We start from the raw sequence: 13,748 nt of genomic DNA, 5'->3' as shown, positions 1-13,748 counted from the left end.
CCCGGCCCGGTGATCGCGCACGCCCACTGAGCGGGCGTGCCCCCGCATCCGCCGTCCCGCTCCGGAGGGATCCGCCTGGCGGCCACCCGCGGCCCGGGCCGGCGATCGCGCCCGCCCACTGAGCGGGCGTGCCCCCGCATCTGGCGTCCCGCTCCGGAGGGGTCCGTCTGGCGGCCACCCGCGGCCCGGGCCGGTGATCGCGCACGCCCACTGAGCGGGCCTGCCCCCGCATCCGCCATCCCGCTCCGGAGGGCGGCCCGCCCGTCAGCCACCCGCCGCCCGCCCGTCAGCCACCCGCCGCCCGCCCGTCAGCCACCCGCCGCCCGGCCGGCTCGCCACCCGCCGCCCGGCCGGCTCGCCACCCGCCGCCCGGCCGGCTCGCCGTCCGCCCCTCGGGCGGCGAGCGGGCCGCCGAGTCCCCCTTCGACGGCGTCCTCGCCAGGTCACCACCGCCGCCCGTGCCGGACCCGCCCGGCCGGCCGGTGTTCGGCTTCCCCTTCCGCGCCGAGTGGTCCGTCGGCAGGCCCCGGAGCGCGGGCGGCTTCCGCCCACCGCCACTCTGGGCGGCCAGGAGGGCCTGCCGACGCGTAACTCGGCCGCCCGGGGCCGGGGCCTCTCCCGCGCTCTCTCGACCCGCGCGTGCCGGAACTCACCCGCCCGGCGGTACGCCCTCCGACTTCCTGGGCCGGGGGCCCGCCATCGCGGTGCACGGACGCGACGCGGGGGCCGGGCGGGCCGCGCCGGGCCGGGTCCGACACGCCCGGGTGACGTCGTTGCGTCCAGCCCGCGCCCGGAGGCACAGTGATGCCCCGGTCAAGACGCGGCCGGCTGGTCCTTTCCCGTTCAGGAAGCCGGATCCCTCATGGAAAACGGTCAGCTCTCCCATGCCCGCGTCCGTCCCGGCGGGCCCTCCCCGCTCCTGCTGCGGACCGTGCGCGAGCACCGCCCGGAGGCCGGGGACATCAGCGTCCTCAAGGCCCGCGGCACGGTCGACGCCTCCAACGCCGCGGACTTCTCCACGGCCCTCGCCGGGCACATCGGCCACGCCGACGAGACCGGGGAACAGCTCGTGCTGGACCTGACGGAGGCATACCTGGCCTGCTCGGACGCCGTACGCGCCCTGGAGCGGGCCACCGCGTTCCTCGCCGTGTCCGGCCGTGTCCTGCCCGTCGTCGAACCGCGACCCCACGTGCGGGAATCGCTGCGCACCGCCGGACTGCCGGGTGTCCGGGTGCATGCCACGATGGCGTCGGCCCTGAACCCGCCGGAACCCCGACCGGCACCGGCGCCACCCGGCGACACCTGACACGAAGTGGTGCACCGAGGTCAGGAAGAGGCCGACACACTTCTGCGCGACGTCTTGACTGGTGGTGCGATGAAAGCCTCTCCCGACCGTCCCGGCCCACCGTCCGGCCCGCCGTCCGACGCACCCTCCGGCCCACCGGCCCCGCTCGTCATCGAGACCTCGGTGGTCGAGGGACTGCCCGCCGAGGGCGCGCTGCTCCTGCGGATGTCCGGCAGCCTGGACGCCCAGGGGGCCGAAGCCTGGTCGGAGGAGCTGCGCGGCCACCTGGACCAGGCGGACCGCGCCGGGCTGCGGCCCGTCCTCGACATGGCCCACGTGCAGGTCGGCGGTGCCGCGGTCCTGCGCACCCTCAGCGAGACCGCCCGTGTCCGCACCGGACGCCCGGACCTGATCATCGTCCGCGCCCGGCCGGGGGTGCGCGAGGCGGTGCATCTCGCCCGTCTGGACGGCGTCCGGCTCTTCGCCACCCTCGACGAGGCGCTGCGGGAACTGGCCCGCACCGCCACCCGGGTCGAGGAGCTGCCCGCGTGGCGGTCGCAGATGTCGGACCCGCTGCGGCCCTCGTACGAGGAGCTGTACAAGGAGGTCCGGGCCCTGCGCGCCCGGGTGCGCACCGCCCCGGTGATCGGCATGGCACAGGGCACGCTGATGGTGCGCTACGGCCTCCCGGACTCGGGCAGCGCCTTCCGGGTGCTGCGCGAGACCTCCCAGCGGTTCAACGTCCCGCTGCGGGTGCTCGTCTCCGCCGTGGTCGCGGCCCGGCCCCCGGCCGGCGAGGAGTGGTTCCCGGGCCGCCTCCCGCTTCCGGTGCCCCAGCTGCGGCTCCTGGGACGCAGTGGCCGTGATCCGCGCTGCCGGCGGCAGATGACCGATGCCGTGCTGCACGAGTCACTGGCCGTCGGACGGGCCCCCGCCGGGTACGTGCAGTTCGTGGACCCCGCCGTCGGCACGCTGACGCCGGAGACCCACTACGGCTGTGCCGAGACGTTCCTCGATCATCTGGTGCGGGGCCGGGACGAGAACACACCGGACGCGCTGGCGCGGACGCGGCGGCGCCGGGTGAGCGTCCCCGACGTGGCCGTCGACACGCTGCTCTCCGAGGACTGGCGGCGCGTCCTGCTGACCACGGGCACCCGCGCCCTGCACAGCGTCCCCGTCCTGTCCTCGGCCGGTTCCTGCACCGGCGTGATCACGCTGCAATGGGCCGAGGCCGGGCACCGGCCGACCGCCGCCCAGGCCGAGGCCATCGCCGTGCTGGCCGCCGACACGGCCGCCTGGCTGAGCTGGTACCACCGCTCCGTCCTCCTCGACGCCCTAGAACACCTCCACCGGGCGCTGCGCGACTCCGGGTGAGGCGATCCGCGGCGGTGCGCGTCACCCCGGCCGCGCTGGGAACCCGGACCCCGCAACGATCACGCACCAACCGGAGGGAGTCCGGCGCATGTCCAATCCGCAGCAGCCCGAACAGCGGCGCAGTGACAAGGGAGGCGCCACCCCGCAGGACAGCGGCAGGCTCAAGGCGGGCCAGCCGACCGACCGCGGCACGGGCGGCCACCCCCACGGCCCGGACAAGGGCCGCAAGGGCGGGGGCGAGGGCGGCGGAGTGCCCCCGGCGCAGAAGCCCGAGCACCCCTGACCGACCGAACGACCGAACAACCGAACGACCCGACCCGGCTCCGGGGCCACACCGGACCGGGCTCCGGACCACGAGACCGCTACGGCTGCGACCGTTGCGGCTGAGACGTCACGGCTGAGGCCGCTGCTGCAACCGCCACGGCTGCGACCACCACGGCGGTACGGCCCCGCGGCGACCGCGCCGCGGGGCCGTTCTCCTCGGCAGGTCCGCCGGCATCCGGCAGGGGCTACGCTCCGCTGTATGCGGATCTCCGTCTCCTCCGACATGGACGAACCCGTGGCCCGCCTCCTCGTCGAGGAGCTGCGCGAACGCGGCCACGAAGTGCGTGTCCACGGAGCGCTGCGGCCCGGCGCCGACGCCCAGTGGGCGGTCTGCTCCGCGGCGGCCGCCCGGGACGTCGCCGAGGGCGCCGCCGACCAGGCGGTGGTGTGCTGCTGGACCGGCACCGGGGCGTCCATCGCGGCCAACAAGGTGCGGGGTGTGCGCGCGGCCCTGTGCACGGACGCTGCGACGGCGGACGGCGCCCGCCGCTGGAACGACGCCAACGCGCTGGCGCTGAGCCTGCGGCTCACCTCGCAGCCGCTGCTGACGGAGATCCTCGACGCCTGGTTCGCGGCCGAACCGAGCCAGGACGCCGAAGACGTGCAGAACGTGGCCCGCGTCGGCCGCCTGGACGCCGCCCGGAAGGATTCCTAGGGGCGTCCGGCGGTCCGGCGCGGGCCGGGGGACCGGATTCGTCGAAGGGTTCTGGGGTGGGGGCCGTCCGGGCGCCGTGGACCCGGGCCCGGCCGCCGGATCAGTGGGCGCCGAGTCCACCGCCGCCGAACGAGCCGCTGGATCCGCTGCTCCAGCGCCGGCGGTCCTTGGAGGCGCTGGGTTTGCTGTCCATGTTGCTCAGCTCGTACGGGGTGAGCGGGCGGCCGCCCTTGGGTATCTGGGGAACCTCCTGGGATTCCCTGTTCTCCCGGACCTCGCGCACCGGTCCTTCCGGTGGCAGCTGGGGCTGCTCCTCGGGCCTCGGGCGGGGGGACTCGCGGTACTTGACGCGGGAGTTCATCCAGAATCCGCCGGCGAGCAACGCGAGCAAGGCCACGGCCACGAGGAACAGCACGAGGCTCATGAGGCCGCTCGCCGCGGCCAGCTGCATAGATGCGGTACTCATAGGACAGGGATACCCCACCCAGAACAGGGCGAACCGGACACTTTACGTGACCGGGTGCCGACAGGCGGCGACACGACACGCCCCCATCCCGGGGAGGGGCCTTCTCGTCGCCGCGGAGTGTTTGCCGCTGCCCGCCCCGGCTACCCGCACGGTGTGACGACGCCGACTTCGCAAGCCCAGCTGTACCGGTTCCTGGAGGACCGCTTCACCTGTGCGCAAGCCTGCACCGAGTGCGCCCGGGCCTGCGCGGTGCGGGCGAGCCTGGTGGACCCGGACGGCACCGAGCGCCAGGAACGGGTGCGCCGGCTGGGCATCATGTGCGCGGAGGTGTGCGACGCCACCTGCCGTGTGCTCTCCGAGGAGAACCACCAGGACGAGGAAGGCATCCGGGTGCGGCTGGAGTGGTGCCGTTCGGTGTGCCTCGAGAGCGCCAAGGCCTTCGACGAGTACCCCGGCGCCGAGTCCGCGGCGGCGACCTGCCGGGCCTGCGTCGACGCCTGCTCGGACTTCCTGGAGATCCTGCGCTGACCGCAACCGCGCGTCCGGCGGGCCGTCGGCGGCCGTAACTCGCCGGGGCCCCGGCATTCCCAATTTCTGGAACACGTTCTACGGTGTGCGCCGTCAGGACCGCCCTTGGGGACCCTGGAGGCGCCGTGCACCTCGACCACACGCCCGAGCAGCAGCGACTGCGCGCCGAACTGCGCGCCTACTTCGCCCGGCTGGTCCCGGACAACGCCTACGCGCGCTACGCCGACCCGGCCGCCCAGAAGCGGTTCTACCGCGACACCGTCCGCCGGCTCGGCACGGACGGCTGGCTCGGCGTCGGCTGGCCCCGGGAGTACGGCGGGCGTGGCATGACGGCGCTGGAACAGTTCATCTTCTTCGACGAGGCGGCACAGGCAGGCGTACCGCTGCCCCTGATGGCCCTGAACACGGTCGGTCCGACACTCATGCGGTTCGGCACCGACGAGCAGAAGGCGTACTTCCTGCCGCGCATCCTCTCCGGCGAGATCGACTTCGCCATCGGCTACAGCGAGCCGGACGCCGGCACCGACCTGGCCGCCCTGAAGACCCGGGCCGTGCGCGACGGCGACGAGTACGTCGTCAACGGGCAGAAGATCTGGACCACCAACGGCGACACCGCGGACTGGGTGTGGCTCGCCGTGCGCACCGACCCCGGGGCGCCCGCGCACAAGGGCATCACCATGCTCCTGGTGCCGACCTCCGACCCCGGCTACTCGTGCACGGTCATCAACACCCTCGCCTCCCACGACACCACCGCCAGCTACTACGAGAACATCCGCGTCCCCGTCTCCCGCCGGGTCGGCGAGGAGAACCAGGGCTGGCGGCTGATCACCAACCAGCTCAACCACGAGCGGGTCACCCTCGCCGCGCACGGCACGATGGCCGTCCGCGCCCTGCACGACGTGCAGCGCTGGACGCACGAGACCAAGCTCGCCGACGGCCGGCGCGTCGCCGACCTGCCGTGGGTGCGCCGGCTGCTGGCCCGCACCCACATCCGCCTCGACGCGCTGAAGCTGCTCAACCTGCGGATGGTCTCGGCCGTCGAGAACGGCACGCTCACCCCGCAGGACGCCTCCGCCGTCAAGGTCTACGGCTCCGAGGCCCGTCGGGACGCCTACGCCTGGCTCATGGAGATCGTCGCCGCCGCCGGGCCGCTGAAGGAGGGCTCCGCGGGCGCCGTCCTGCACGGTGAACTGGAACGCGGCTACCGCTCGGCGGTCATCTTCACCTTCGGCGGCGGCAACAACGAGATCCAGCGCGAGATCATCTCCTGGATCGGCCTGGGAATGCCGCGCGTACGGCGCTAGCCAGCTGTGACGAGGCTTTTTGGTTGGCATGAGAGCGGGATCGTTGGCACTGAGCGGAGCGCTTGGCCTGACGCGCGATACGCCTGCGCGTGAGTCCGGGTGCTCCAGACCAGGGTGGCTCACCGGGCCGCCTCCTGAAGCGCCGGCGAAGCGGGGTTCCAGCCCAGCTCGGGGGCGATCAGGTGCCGGACGTCGTGCAGGATCTGTTCGTACTCCTCCCGGTGGAACTCGTACGGCAGCTCCAGACGCAGCTCCGACACCTGCGCGATGACGGGATCGGCCGCCAGCTGTTCCAGGATCTGCTCCGCGGTGCCGATCACGTCCGGAGCGAACAGGATCCGCTTCCCGCCCAGCGCGGCGATGGTCTGCGGTTTCAGGGTGCGCTCGTGCCGGCTGGCGGCGTAGTCCCGGTAGCGGGCCCGGGTGGCCGCGTCGGCGCTGTCGAAAGGCACGATCACCCGCCCGAGCGCCACCCGCGCCGCTGTCCGGTCGGGGCCCAGGCTGCGCCGGTACTCGGAGAGCAGGTTCAGCTGGGCGGTGGTGAAGTCGTCGGTGTCCTCGCCGGAGACGATGTTGCCGGACAGCAGGTTGAGACCGTTCTCGGCGGCCCAGCGGGCCGAGCGCAGACTGCCTCCGCCGTACCAGATCCGTTCCACGAGACCGGGGTTGTGCGGCTGCAGCCGCGGCCGCTGGACGTTGCCGGGCGAGTGGATCACGGTGTCCGGGCCGCCGAGGTAGTCGCCGCGCAGGTGGTCGACGAGGCGGGCGATCCTGCCGTACGACAGGTCGAAGCTGCGCCAGTCGCCGTCGTACACCAGGTCACCGAGCAGGTCGGCGTGCGGCATGCCGGTGCTGAAGCCGACCTGGAGACGACCGCGGGACAGTATGTCGGCCAGCGCGAGGTCTTCGGCCAGGCGGAACGGGCTCTCGTAGCCGATGGGGATGACCGCTGTGCCCAGCTCGATCCGCTGGGTGCGCTGGCCGGCCGCGGCGAGGAACACGGCAGCCGAACCGACGCCGTGTTCGAGGTGGCGCTGGCGGACCCAGGCACCGTCGAAGCCGAGCCGTTCGCCGTACTCGAAGAGTTGGAGGGTTTCTTCGAGGCCGGTGTAGGGGTCGTCGTCGGCGAAGTTGCCCGGGGTGAGAAGGGCCAGAGAGGTGATGGTGGGTGTGCTCATGCGACTGGTCCTCGACTCGTGGTGGTTTCGACGGCGGGGGCGGGGACGCGCCCGCCAGGGATCGCCGCGAGCAATTCGCGGGTGTACTCGTGGTGAGGGCGGGTGAACAGTTCCTCCGGTGGGCCCGTTTCGACGACCCGTCCGGCCCGCATGACGGCGACCTGGTGCGCGATCTGCCGTACGACGGCCAGGTCGTGCGAGATGAAGAGGTACGCCACCCCCGTGTCGGCCTGCAACTCGACCAGCAGATCCAGGACTTGGGCCTGCACGGACACGTCCAGGGCGGAGACCGGTTCGTCGCACACCACCAGGTCGGGGGAAAGCGCGAGGGCCCGTGCGATGGCCACGCGCTGACGCTGCCCGCCCGACAGTTCCGCCGGCCGGCGTTCCAGTGTGGCGGCGGGCAGTGCCACCCGGTCGAGGAGTTCGCGGGCCCGGGCGAGCCGGGAGGTACGGCCGCCGACCTTGAAGGCCCGAAGCGGTTCGGTGATCACCTCGGCGACGGAGAAGCGGGGGTCGAGCGAGGCGTAGGGGTTCTGGTAGACGAGCTGGGCGCGGCGGCGTAGCTGCCTGGCCCGGGCGCCCTTGGCGGTGGTGACGTCGGTGCCGTCGAAGAGGATCTGTCCGGCGGTCGCGTCGGCGAGGCGGAGCACCAGGCGGGCTGTGGTGGACTTGCCCGAACCCGACTCGCCGACCAGGGCGAGGGTTTGGCCCCGGTGGAGGGTGAGGCTGACGTCGTCGACGGCGCGCAGGGTGCGGGGCCCGTCCCCGCTGCTGGGCAGCCTGAACTCCTTGACCAGGTTGCGGACTTCGAGCAACGGCGCCGTTTCCGCCGCGGAACCGGAGGCCGGGGTGCGGGGCCGGGCGGTGGTCAGGCTGGGGGCGCTGGCCAGCAGGTGCCGGGTGTAGTCGTCCTGCGGGTCGGCCAGGATGTCTTGAGTGGGGCCCGCCTCGACGACCCTGCCCTTGGACATCACCACCAGGCGCTGGGCCCGGTCGGCGGCGACCCCGAGGTCGTGGGTGACGAGCAGGATCGCGGTGCCGGAATCCTCGGTGAGGCGCTGGAGATGGTCGAGGATGACCCGCTGCACGGTGACGTCGAGCGCGCTGGTGGGCTCGTCGGCGATGATCAGATCGGGCTGGGCGGCGATGGCGATGGCGATCAGGGCGCGTTGCCGCATGCCGCCGGACAGTTCGTGCGGGTACTGCCGGGCGCGGGTGGCTGCGTCGGGCAGTCCGGCCCGGTCCAGGACGGCGATCGCCTCTGCGGGGGCCGAGCGCCGGGTTGCGAGACCGTGGATGCGCAGCACCTCGCCGACCTGGTCGCCGATGCGCTTGACGGGGTTGAGGGAGACCGTCGGATCCTGGGGGACCAGTCCGACCCGTGTCCCGCGTACGGTGCGCAGTTCGGCTTCCGAGAGGGTGGCGAGGTCGTGCGGGCCGAAGCGGATGGTGCCCGCGTCGATACGGCCGTTCGCCGACAGGAGCCGGGTGATCGCGTGCGCGGTCGTGCTCTTGCCGGAGCCGGACTCGCCTACCACCGCCGTCACCTGTCCCGGCCACACGTCGAGGTCCACGCCCCGGACGGCCTGGACTGTGCCGCCGCGGGTGCGGTACGACACCGACAGGTCGCGTATCTCCAGCAGCGGTGTGGTCACGTCCTCACCGTTCTCACGTTCGTCGGTCATCGCTGCCGGGACCATTCGCCGTCCAGCGCCCTGGCGATGCGGTTGGTGGCCAGTACGGTCGCGGCGATCGCCAGGCCGGGCAGTGCGGTCAGCCACCAGGCGTTGGCGAGGTAGTTGCGGCCGTCGGAGATCAACGTTCCCCATTCCGGGGCCGGCGGGGGAGCGCCGTAGCCGAGGAAGCTCAGGGCGGACACGGCCAGGATGGAGGATCCGAAGTCGAGGGTGGCCAGGACGATCACCGGGCCCGCCGCGTTGGGCAGCACATGGCGGCCCAGTACCGAGTACCAGCGTGCTCCGCCGGCGCGTGAGGCCTCGACGAAGACGGCCTGCCGCACCCGCAGCACCTCTGAGCGCGCCACCCGCGCGAACGCGGCGACGCTGGCGATGCCGACCGCGACCGCCACCTTCACCGTGCCGTAGCCGAGAGCGGTGACCAGGGCCAGGGACATGAACAGGGCGGGGATGGACAGGAGCACGTCGACGAAGCGCATGAGTACGTCGTCCACCCAGCGGCCCACGAACCCGGCGACCACCCCGAGCAGTCCGCCGACCAAGAAGGCGACCAGCACGGCGATCAGCGTTGCCTTCAGGGATAGTTGGGCGCCGTGGACGACCCGGGAGAACACGTCGCGGCCCAGCTCGTCGGTGCCGAACCAGTGATGTGCGCTCGGGCCGCGGAAGTTCTGCGAGGGGACGCCCTTCAGCGGGTCCTGCGAGGTGAACAGGTCCGGCCAGAACGAGGCCAGCACCACCAGCACGAGGACGGCCACGGACAGGAGCAGCCCCGGGCGGCCCACCACGAAGCGCAGCAGCCGTCGTACGTCCACGCGGCGCCCGGGATCAGGTTTCGGCCCCGCCTCGACCGGGCGGGCCGGTCCCCGTGCTGTTTCGGCGGGGTCGTCGACAAGGCTCTGGCTCATGTGAGTGCCGCCCTTCTGCCCGAGGCCACCACGATCCGCGGGTCCAGGAGTGGATAGACCAGGTCGATGACCAGGTTCGTCGTCACGAAGATCAGCGCCCCGAACACCACCACCCCTTGCACGAGCGGGATGTCCTGGGCCGTGACCGCCGCCGCCGTGACGCGGCCGAGGCCGTCGCGGGAGAACACCGTCTCGACGACGACCGAACCGGCGATCAGCTGCCCCACCAGGAGGCCGACGACTGTCAGGGCCGGCAGGGACGCGTTGCGCAGCGCGTGCCGCAGATGGACCCGCCACCGCCCGGCGCCCTTGGCCCGCGCGGTGTCCACATACGCCTGGTCGAGCGCGGTGAGCAGGCTCTTGGCGAGGACCTGCGCGATCTGCGCGCCCGTCGGCACCGCCAGCGTCAGCGCCGGCAATACCAGCCCCTTGAATCCGTCGTTGCCGAAGGCCGGGAACCAGCGCAGCCGGAACGAGAACACCTCGACCAGCAGCAGCCCCACCCAGAACGTCGGCACAGACACCCCCAGCGGCGGCAGCGACAGCAGCAGCTGCCGCAGCCAGCGCTGGGCGGTGTAGGTCGCCAGCACCGCCAGGCCGCTGCCGAGGAGCACCGCGAGCAACAGGGCCGCGCCGGTCAGCTGCAGCGTCTGCGGCAGTGCATCGGCCAGCGTCGAGGTCACCGGCCGACCGGTCGACACCGAGTCGCCGAAGTCCCCGCGCACCGCCCGGCCGAGGTGCTCGGCGTACTGCACCAGCACCGGCTTGTCGAAGCCGTACTCGTGCCGCAGGGCCGCGAGCTGCTTCGGGTCGACCTGCCCCGAGTCCATACCAGCGCTGGCCATCGCCGTGACCGGGTCGCCCGGCAGATAGTCCAGCACCAGGAACGAGACCGTGTAGGCCGCCCACAGTACCCCGACCGCCTGGGCCAGCCGCTTGATCACATAGCGGCGCATGCGCTAGCCGATCCAGGTGTCGTGCAGTTGGATCCGGCTGGAGGCGTCGAAGTTCAGGTCGTGCACCTTCTTCGCCACGCCCAGCTGGGTCTGGAGCTCCACCACCGGCACGTAGCGGGCGTTCTGCACGATCAACCGCTGTGCCTGAGTGACCAGTTGCCTGCGCTTGGCCGCTTCGACGGTCGCGGCCTGCTCGGACAGCGCGGAGTCGAGGGAACTGGCGGGCAGACGGTAGAAGTTGGCCAGCTTGGTGGAGAAGGAGCTGCGCAGGATGTCGGGGTCGGCACGGGTCACGTTGCCCCACACCGCGTCGTAGTCACCCGACTGGAGGGTCGGGGCGAACTGCGTGATCTGGAGCTGCTTGAGAACCACTTCGACGCCGACGGCCTTGAGCTGCTGCTGGATCAGCTCCAGCGCGGGCTGGTTGGTGGCCGCGTTGGGGAACCACTTGATGGTCAGGCTGAGCTTCTTGCCGTCCTTGGCGCGGATGCCGTCGCCGCCGGTCCTCCAGCCGACCCCGTCCAGCAGGGACTTGGCCTTGGCCGCGTCGAAGGTCAGGCCGGAGGCGAGGTCGGTGTAGTCGGGTGTGGTGTGCGCGAGGACGCTGGTGGCCGGCTGGGTACCGGTCGGGAACACCGTGTCGGCGATCTGCTGCCGGTCGATGGCGTACAGGATCGCCTGGCGCACCTTGGCGTCCTTGAACAGCGGCCGTGAGTTGTTGAGGCCGAGACCGAACACGACGCCGGGGTTGGCCCGTCGCTGGAGGGTGACCTGGCCGCCCTTGAGGGCCGCCTCGTTGGCCTTGCCGACGCTGGAGACGGCGTCGACCTGGCCGGACTGCAGGCTGCCGGCCCGCACACCCGCCTCCGGCACGACCTTGAACACCAGCTTGTCCAGGTACGCCTCGCCCTTCTTGCTCCACAGCGAGGACCCCCAGGCGTATCCGGTGCGTTTGGCGAGGGTGATCGACTGGTTCTGCACGTACCGCTTCAGCACGAAGGGTCCGGAGCCGATCACCCCGTCGCTGCACTTCTGCTGCGGAGTCTTCTTCACGCTGGTCGAGGACTCGATCCCCAGCGAGTGCGTCGAAGTGGCCTGCAGGAACTGGGCATTGGGCTGGCTGAAGGTCACCTTCACAGTGAGCGGGTCGACCACCGTGGTGCTCTTGACGCCGCTCAGATAGCCCTCGGCGAGCGTCCCCAGGGCACCGAGCTTCGGCACCGCGTCGAAGTTGTCCTTGACCACCTGAGCGGTCAGCTTCGAGCCGTCGCTGAAGGTGACGCCCGACCTCAGATGGAAGGTGAACGTCGTGGTGTCGGAGCTGATGTCCCAGCTCTTCGCCAGCCACGGCACGATCTTGCCGGTCTTGGGGTCCTGGTCCGTCAGGGAGTCCACGATCTGGCGCACCGAGTAGATGGTCTCGTTGCTGGCGACCTGCTGCGGATCCACGCAGCCGGCGTCCGAACCCACCGCGAAGGTCAGGGTGCCGCCGGACTTGGGCTGCCCGGTGCCGCTGCCGGAATCGCCGCCGTCGGAGCCGCAGGCGGTCAGCAGAACACTGGTGGTCACAAGGGCGGTCAGTGCCGCCCACCGGGAGGTTCTGACCTGGGAAAGTACAGTCACGGAGGGCTTCTCCTACTCGTGTCACCAGGCACGGACGCCGTACAGGCAAGGCCGTGCGTGGGCGTGCGGCCCCGGCCGGCGTGACGCCGGTGCCGGGGGAGCGCTGTGCAGACGGGGATCAGGGCGAAACGGGGGATCAAAGACAGGCGTAGATCAGGCGCAGGCGGGTGCGGCGACGACAGGTGTCGTACTGCGGCCTACGGCGGGAAGACCCGTCAGGCCTGACAGAGACAGCTGGTCGAGCGCTTGAGGTCGATGTGGCGCCGACGCGAGAGCCGGGAGAACACGGTGGCGCCGGCGAAACGGGCGCTGACGTCACCACCGTGCCGCATATCGGTCCTCCACATGATCCGGCCCCGGTCACGGGGCCACGCGCTTGCGGAGATCGTCGGTGATCCCGCCGGGCTTTCACCTGGAGCACCCCACCGCGCGGGAGGGTTGCCGGTCAGCGAGCCAGGGCTTGACGCTGACACTCAATGCCGTCCGTGATCGTACGGAGCGGTCTTGGCGTACGTCAATGGCGTAAAAGGACGCCTCGTCAGGGGAGTCGGGGCGCGAGTGCGTCCGGCTCAGGAGCCTCCGCGCTCACGGGGGATCTTCTGGCCGGCCTCGATCGCCACGGGCAGCCGGTTCTCGGCCGGGGGCAGCGGGCAGGTGGCCAGGTCCGTGTAGGCGCAGGGCAGGTTCGCGGCGCGGTTGAAGTCCAGGACGACGGTGCCGTCGGCGGCGGGCGGATCGAGCGCCAGGGACCGGTTGGCGGCGTAGGTGGTGACCCCGGAGGTCGCGTCGGTGAACAGCACCAACAGCCGTCCCGCACCATGGCCAGGAAATGCGGTCAGCGACAGCGAGCGCCCGTCGAGCTCGAACTCGACCCTGCCCGGAGCGTCGTAGACATGCTCAAGGCCCTCGACCGCGGCGCCCACGGTGGTCGGCCGCGGTGAATCGAACGGGATGTACCGGCCGGTCACGGCCCAGCGCGGGTCGGGGGTGTAGGCGGGTGTTCCAGTGAAGGCCGTGCGCAGCGGAGCGTCCGGGTGCCGGGGGCGCACGATGTCCTGGCCGCCGCGCTTGGCGACCTCGATGACGGCGTCTCCCCAGACGGCGTCGACGCCGCCGCGCTCGGGAAGCACGCCGAAGCGGTGCTCGCCGCGCACCGGCGTCCCGTCGACGACCAGCTCCTCGCCCTCGTCGAGGTCCACGACGACGCCTTCGGGGCCGGTGTGCCACGCGCCGGGCGCGTCCGGGAAGCGCTGGGGCCGGTCGTCGAGCCAGTGCAGGCCGGTGACCGCCAGGAACCCGTGCGGGGCGGCGAGCCGGGCCTCCTGGCTGCGGTACCACTCCAGCCAGGTCTCGGTGAAGGCGTGGAGGTCCGTGGTGGTGGCCTCGGTGGTCATGGGAATCTCCTTTGTGCCGGGGGTGCCTTCGGGCAGGGGATGCAAGGGGTTGT

At 72.1% G+C, this 13,748-nt stretch carries 14 protein-coding genes and 1 riboswitch; of the genes, 6 read left to right on the top strand and 8 right to left on the bottom strand.

Going from position 1 to position 13,748, the window contains the following annotated elements; genetic code table 11:
- Window positions 1-862 precede the first annotated feature (862 nt).
- The 4 genes from N8I86_RS05150 (at window position 863) to N8I86_RS05135 (ending at window position 3,638) form a co-directional block, all read left to right on the top strand.
- Complete coding sequence (locus tag N8I86_RS05150; RefSeq protein WP_263277222.1) at window positions 863-1,306, top strand: STAS domain-containing protein; 444 nt, start codon at window positions 863-865, stop codon at window positions 1,304-1,306.
- A gap of 69 nt (window positions 1,307-1,375) precedes the next feature.
- A complete protein-coding gene (locus N8I86_RS05145) occupies window positions 1,376-2,659 on the top strand; it encodes an ANTAR domain-containing protein (RefSeq protein WP_263277221.1) in 1,284 nt (427 codons plus the stop codon).
- An 88-nt stretch (window positions 2,660-2,747) separates the two neighbouring features.
- Entirely contained in the window at window positions 2,748-2,942 is a 195-nt protein-coding gene (locus N8I86_RS05140; RefSeq protein ID WP_073894584.1) for a hypothetical protein, read from the top strand.
- Between the two features lie 240 nt (window positions 2,943-3,182).
- The gene (locus N8I86_RS05135) at window positions 3,183-3,638 is read left to right on the top strand and encodes an RpiB/LacA/LacB family sugar-phosphate isomerase (protein WP_263277220.1); all 456 of its coding nucleotides are present in this window, start codon (window positions 3,183-3,185) and stop codon (window positions 3,636-3,638) included.
- A 100-nt stretch (window positions 3,639-3,738) separates the two neighbouring features.
- Here N8I86_RS05135 and N8I86_RS05130 read toward each other — a convergent pair whose 3' ends face one another.
- On the bottom strand, window positions 3,739-4,104 hold the full coding sequence (locus N8I86_RS05130; protein WP_241841001.1) for a DUF6479 family protein: 366 nt from the start codon (window positions 4,102-4,104) through the stop codon (window positions 3,739-3,741).
- 153 nt (window positions 4,105-4,257) lie between these two features.
- On the opposite strand from N8I86_RS05130, the gene N8I86_RS05125 reads away from it, so the two are divergent.
- Window positions 4,258-4,632 (top strand): ferredoxin, encoded by a 375-nt coding sequence (locus tag N8I86_RS05125; protein WP_263277219.1) that lies wholly within the window; start codon window positions 4,258-4,260, stop codon window positions 4,630-4,632.
- Window positions 4,633-4,757: 125 nt separating this feature from the next.
- Complete coding sequence (locus N8I86_RS05120) at window positions 4,758-5,936, top strand: acyl-CoA dehydrogenase family protein (RefSeq protein WP_263277218.1); 1,179 nt, start codon at window positions 4,758-4,760, stop codon at window positions 5,934-5,936.
- A 119-nt stretch (window positions 5,937-6,055) separates the two neighbouring features.
- On the opposite strand, the gene N8I86_RS05115 is transcribed toward N8I86_RS05120, so the two are convergent.
- The 7 genes from N8I86_RS05115 to N8I86_RS05090 all read right to left on the bottom strand — a co-directional run bounded on the left by N8I86_RS05115 (window position 6,056) and on the right by N8I86_RS05090 (window position 13,695).
- Window positions 6,056-7,114, bottom strand: a complete 1,059-nt coding sequence (locus tag N8I86_RS05115; RefSeq protein ID WP_263277217.1) for an LLM class flavin-dependent oxidoreductase — start codon at window positions 7,112-7,114, stop codon at window positions 6,056-6,058.
- Window positions 7,111-8,802 (bottom strand): dipeptide ABC transporter ATP-binding protein, encoded by a 1,692-nt coding sequence (locus tag N8I86_RS05110; protein ID WP_263277216.1) that lies wholly within the window; start codon window positions 8,800-8,802, stop codon window positions 7,111-7,113. Before N8I86_RS05110 ends, N8I86_RS05115 begins: the two co-directional genes overlap by 4 nt.
- Window positions 8,799-9,722, bottom strand: coding sequence for an ABC transporter permease (locus tag N8I86_RS05105; RefSeq protein WP_073894572.1), 924 nt, complete (start codon window positions 9,720-9,722; stop codon window positions 8,799-8,801). Before N8I86_RS05105 ends, N8I86_RS05110 begins: the two co-directional genes overlap by 4 nt.
- Window positions 9,719-10,678 (bottom strand): ABC transporter permease, encoded by a 960-nt coding sequence (locus N8I86_RS05100; protein ID WP_263277215.1) that lies wholly within the window; start codon window positions 10,676-10,678, stop codon window positions 9,719-9,721. Before N8I86_RS05100 ends, N8I86_RS05105 begins: the two co-directional genes overlap by 4 nt.
- A 3-nt stretch (window positions 10,679-10,681) precedes the next feature.
- Window positions 10,682-12,301: an ABC transporter substrate-binding protein gene (locus N8I86_RS05095; protein WP_263277214.1), complete on the bottom strand. Its 1,620-nt coding sequence runs from the start codon at window positions 12,299-12,301 to the stop codon at window positions 10,682-10,684.
- Between the two features lie 215 nt (window positions 12,302-12,516).
- Window positions 12,517-12,633, bottom strand: coding sequence for a putative leader peptide (locus tag N8I86_RS38980; RefSeq protein WP_317633591.1), 117 nt, complete (start codon window positions 12,631-12,633; stop codon window positions 12,517-12,519).
- A gap of 35 nt (window positions 12,634-12,668) precedes the next feature.
- Window positions 12,669-12,782: riboswitch (SAM riboswitch) on the bottom strand.
- Between the two features lie 88 nt (window positions 12,783-12,870).
- Window positions 12,871-13,695 carry a DUF1684 domain-containing protein gene (locus tag N8I86_RS05090; protein ID WP_263277213.1) on the bottom strand — a complete coding sequence of 275 codons (825 nt, stop codon included), beginning with the start codon at window positions 13,693-13,695 and terminating at the stop codon, window positions 12,871-12,873.
- Between the last annotated feature and the right edge of the window lie 53 nt (window positions 13,696-13,748).

This window comes from Streptomyces albidicamelliae (assembly GCF_025642175.1).
Taxonomy (GTDB): Bacteria; Actinomycetota; Actinomycetes; order Streptomycetales; family Streptomycetaceae; genus Streptomyces; species Streptomyces albidocamelliae.
Note: the sequence above shows the minus strand (reverse complement) of the source record. Positions and strands in the feature narration are given on the sequence as shown.

What these genes read in the sequence shown, in the direction of transcription:
- N8I86_RS05145 (WP_263277221.1), top strand. Translation starts at nt 1,376, where the DNA reads ATGAAAGCCTCTCCCGACCGTCCCGGCCCACCGTCCGGCCCGCCGTCC.
- N8I86_RS05140 (WP_073894584.1), top strand. Translation starts at nt 2,748, where the DNA reads ATGTCCAATCCGCAGCAGCCCGAACAGCGGCGCAGTGACAAGGGAGGC.
- N8I86_RS38980 (WP_317633591.1), bottom strand. Translation starts at nt 12,633, where the DNA reads ATGCGGCACGGTGGTGACGTCAGCGCCCGTTTCGCCGGCGCCACCGTG.
- N8I86_RS05100 (WP_263277215.1), bottom strand. Translation starts at nt 10,678, where the DNA reads ATGCGCCGCTATGTGATCAAGCGGCTGGCCCAGGCGGTCGGGGTACTG.
- N8I86_RS05135 (WP_263277220.1), top strand. Translation starts at nt 3,183, where the DNA reads ATGCGGATCTCCGTCTCCTCCGACATGGACGAACCCGTGGCCCGCCTC.
- N8I86_RS05090 (WP_263277213.1), bottom strand. Translation starts at nt 13,695, where the DNA reads ATGACCACCGAGGCCACCACCACGGACCTCCACGCCTTCACCGAGACC.
- N8I86_RS05105 (WP_073894572.1), bottom strand. Translation starts at nt 9,722, where the DNA reads ATGAGCCAGAGCCTTGTCGACGACCCCGCCGAAACAGCACGGGGACCG.
- N8I86_RS05150 (WP_263277222.1), top strand. Translation starts at nt 863, where the DNA reads ATGGAAAACGGTCAGCTCTCCCATGCCCGCGTCCGTCCCGGCGGGCCC.
- N8I86_RS05130 (WP_241841001.1), bottom strand. Translation starts at nt 4,104, where the DNA reads ATGAGTACCGCATCTATGCAGCTGGCCGCGGCGAGCGGCCTCATGAGC.
- N8I86_RS05115 (WP_263277217.1), bottom strand. Translation starts at nt 7,114, where the DNA reads ATGAGCACACCCACCATCACCTCTCTGGCCCTTCTCACCCCGGGCAAC.
- N8I86_RS05110 (WP_263277216.1), bottom strand. Translation starts at nt 8,802, where the DNA reads ATGACCGACGAACGTGAGAACGGTGAGGACGTGACCACACCGCTGCTG.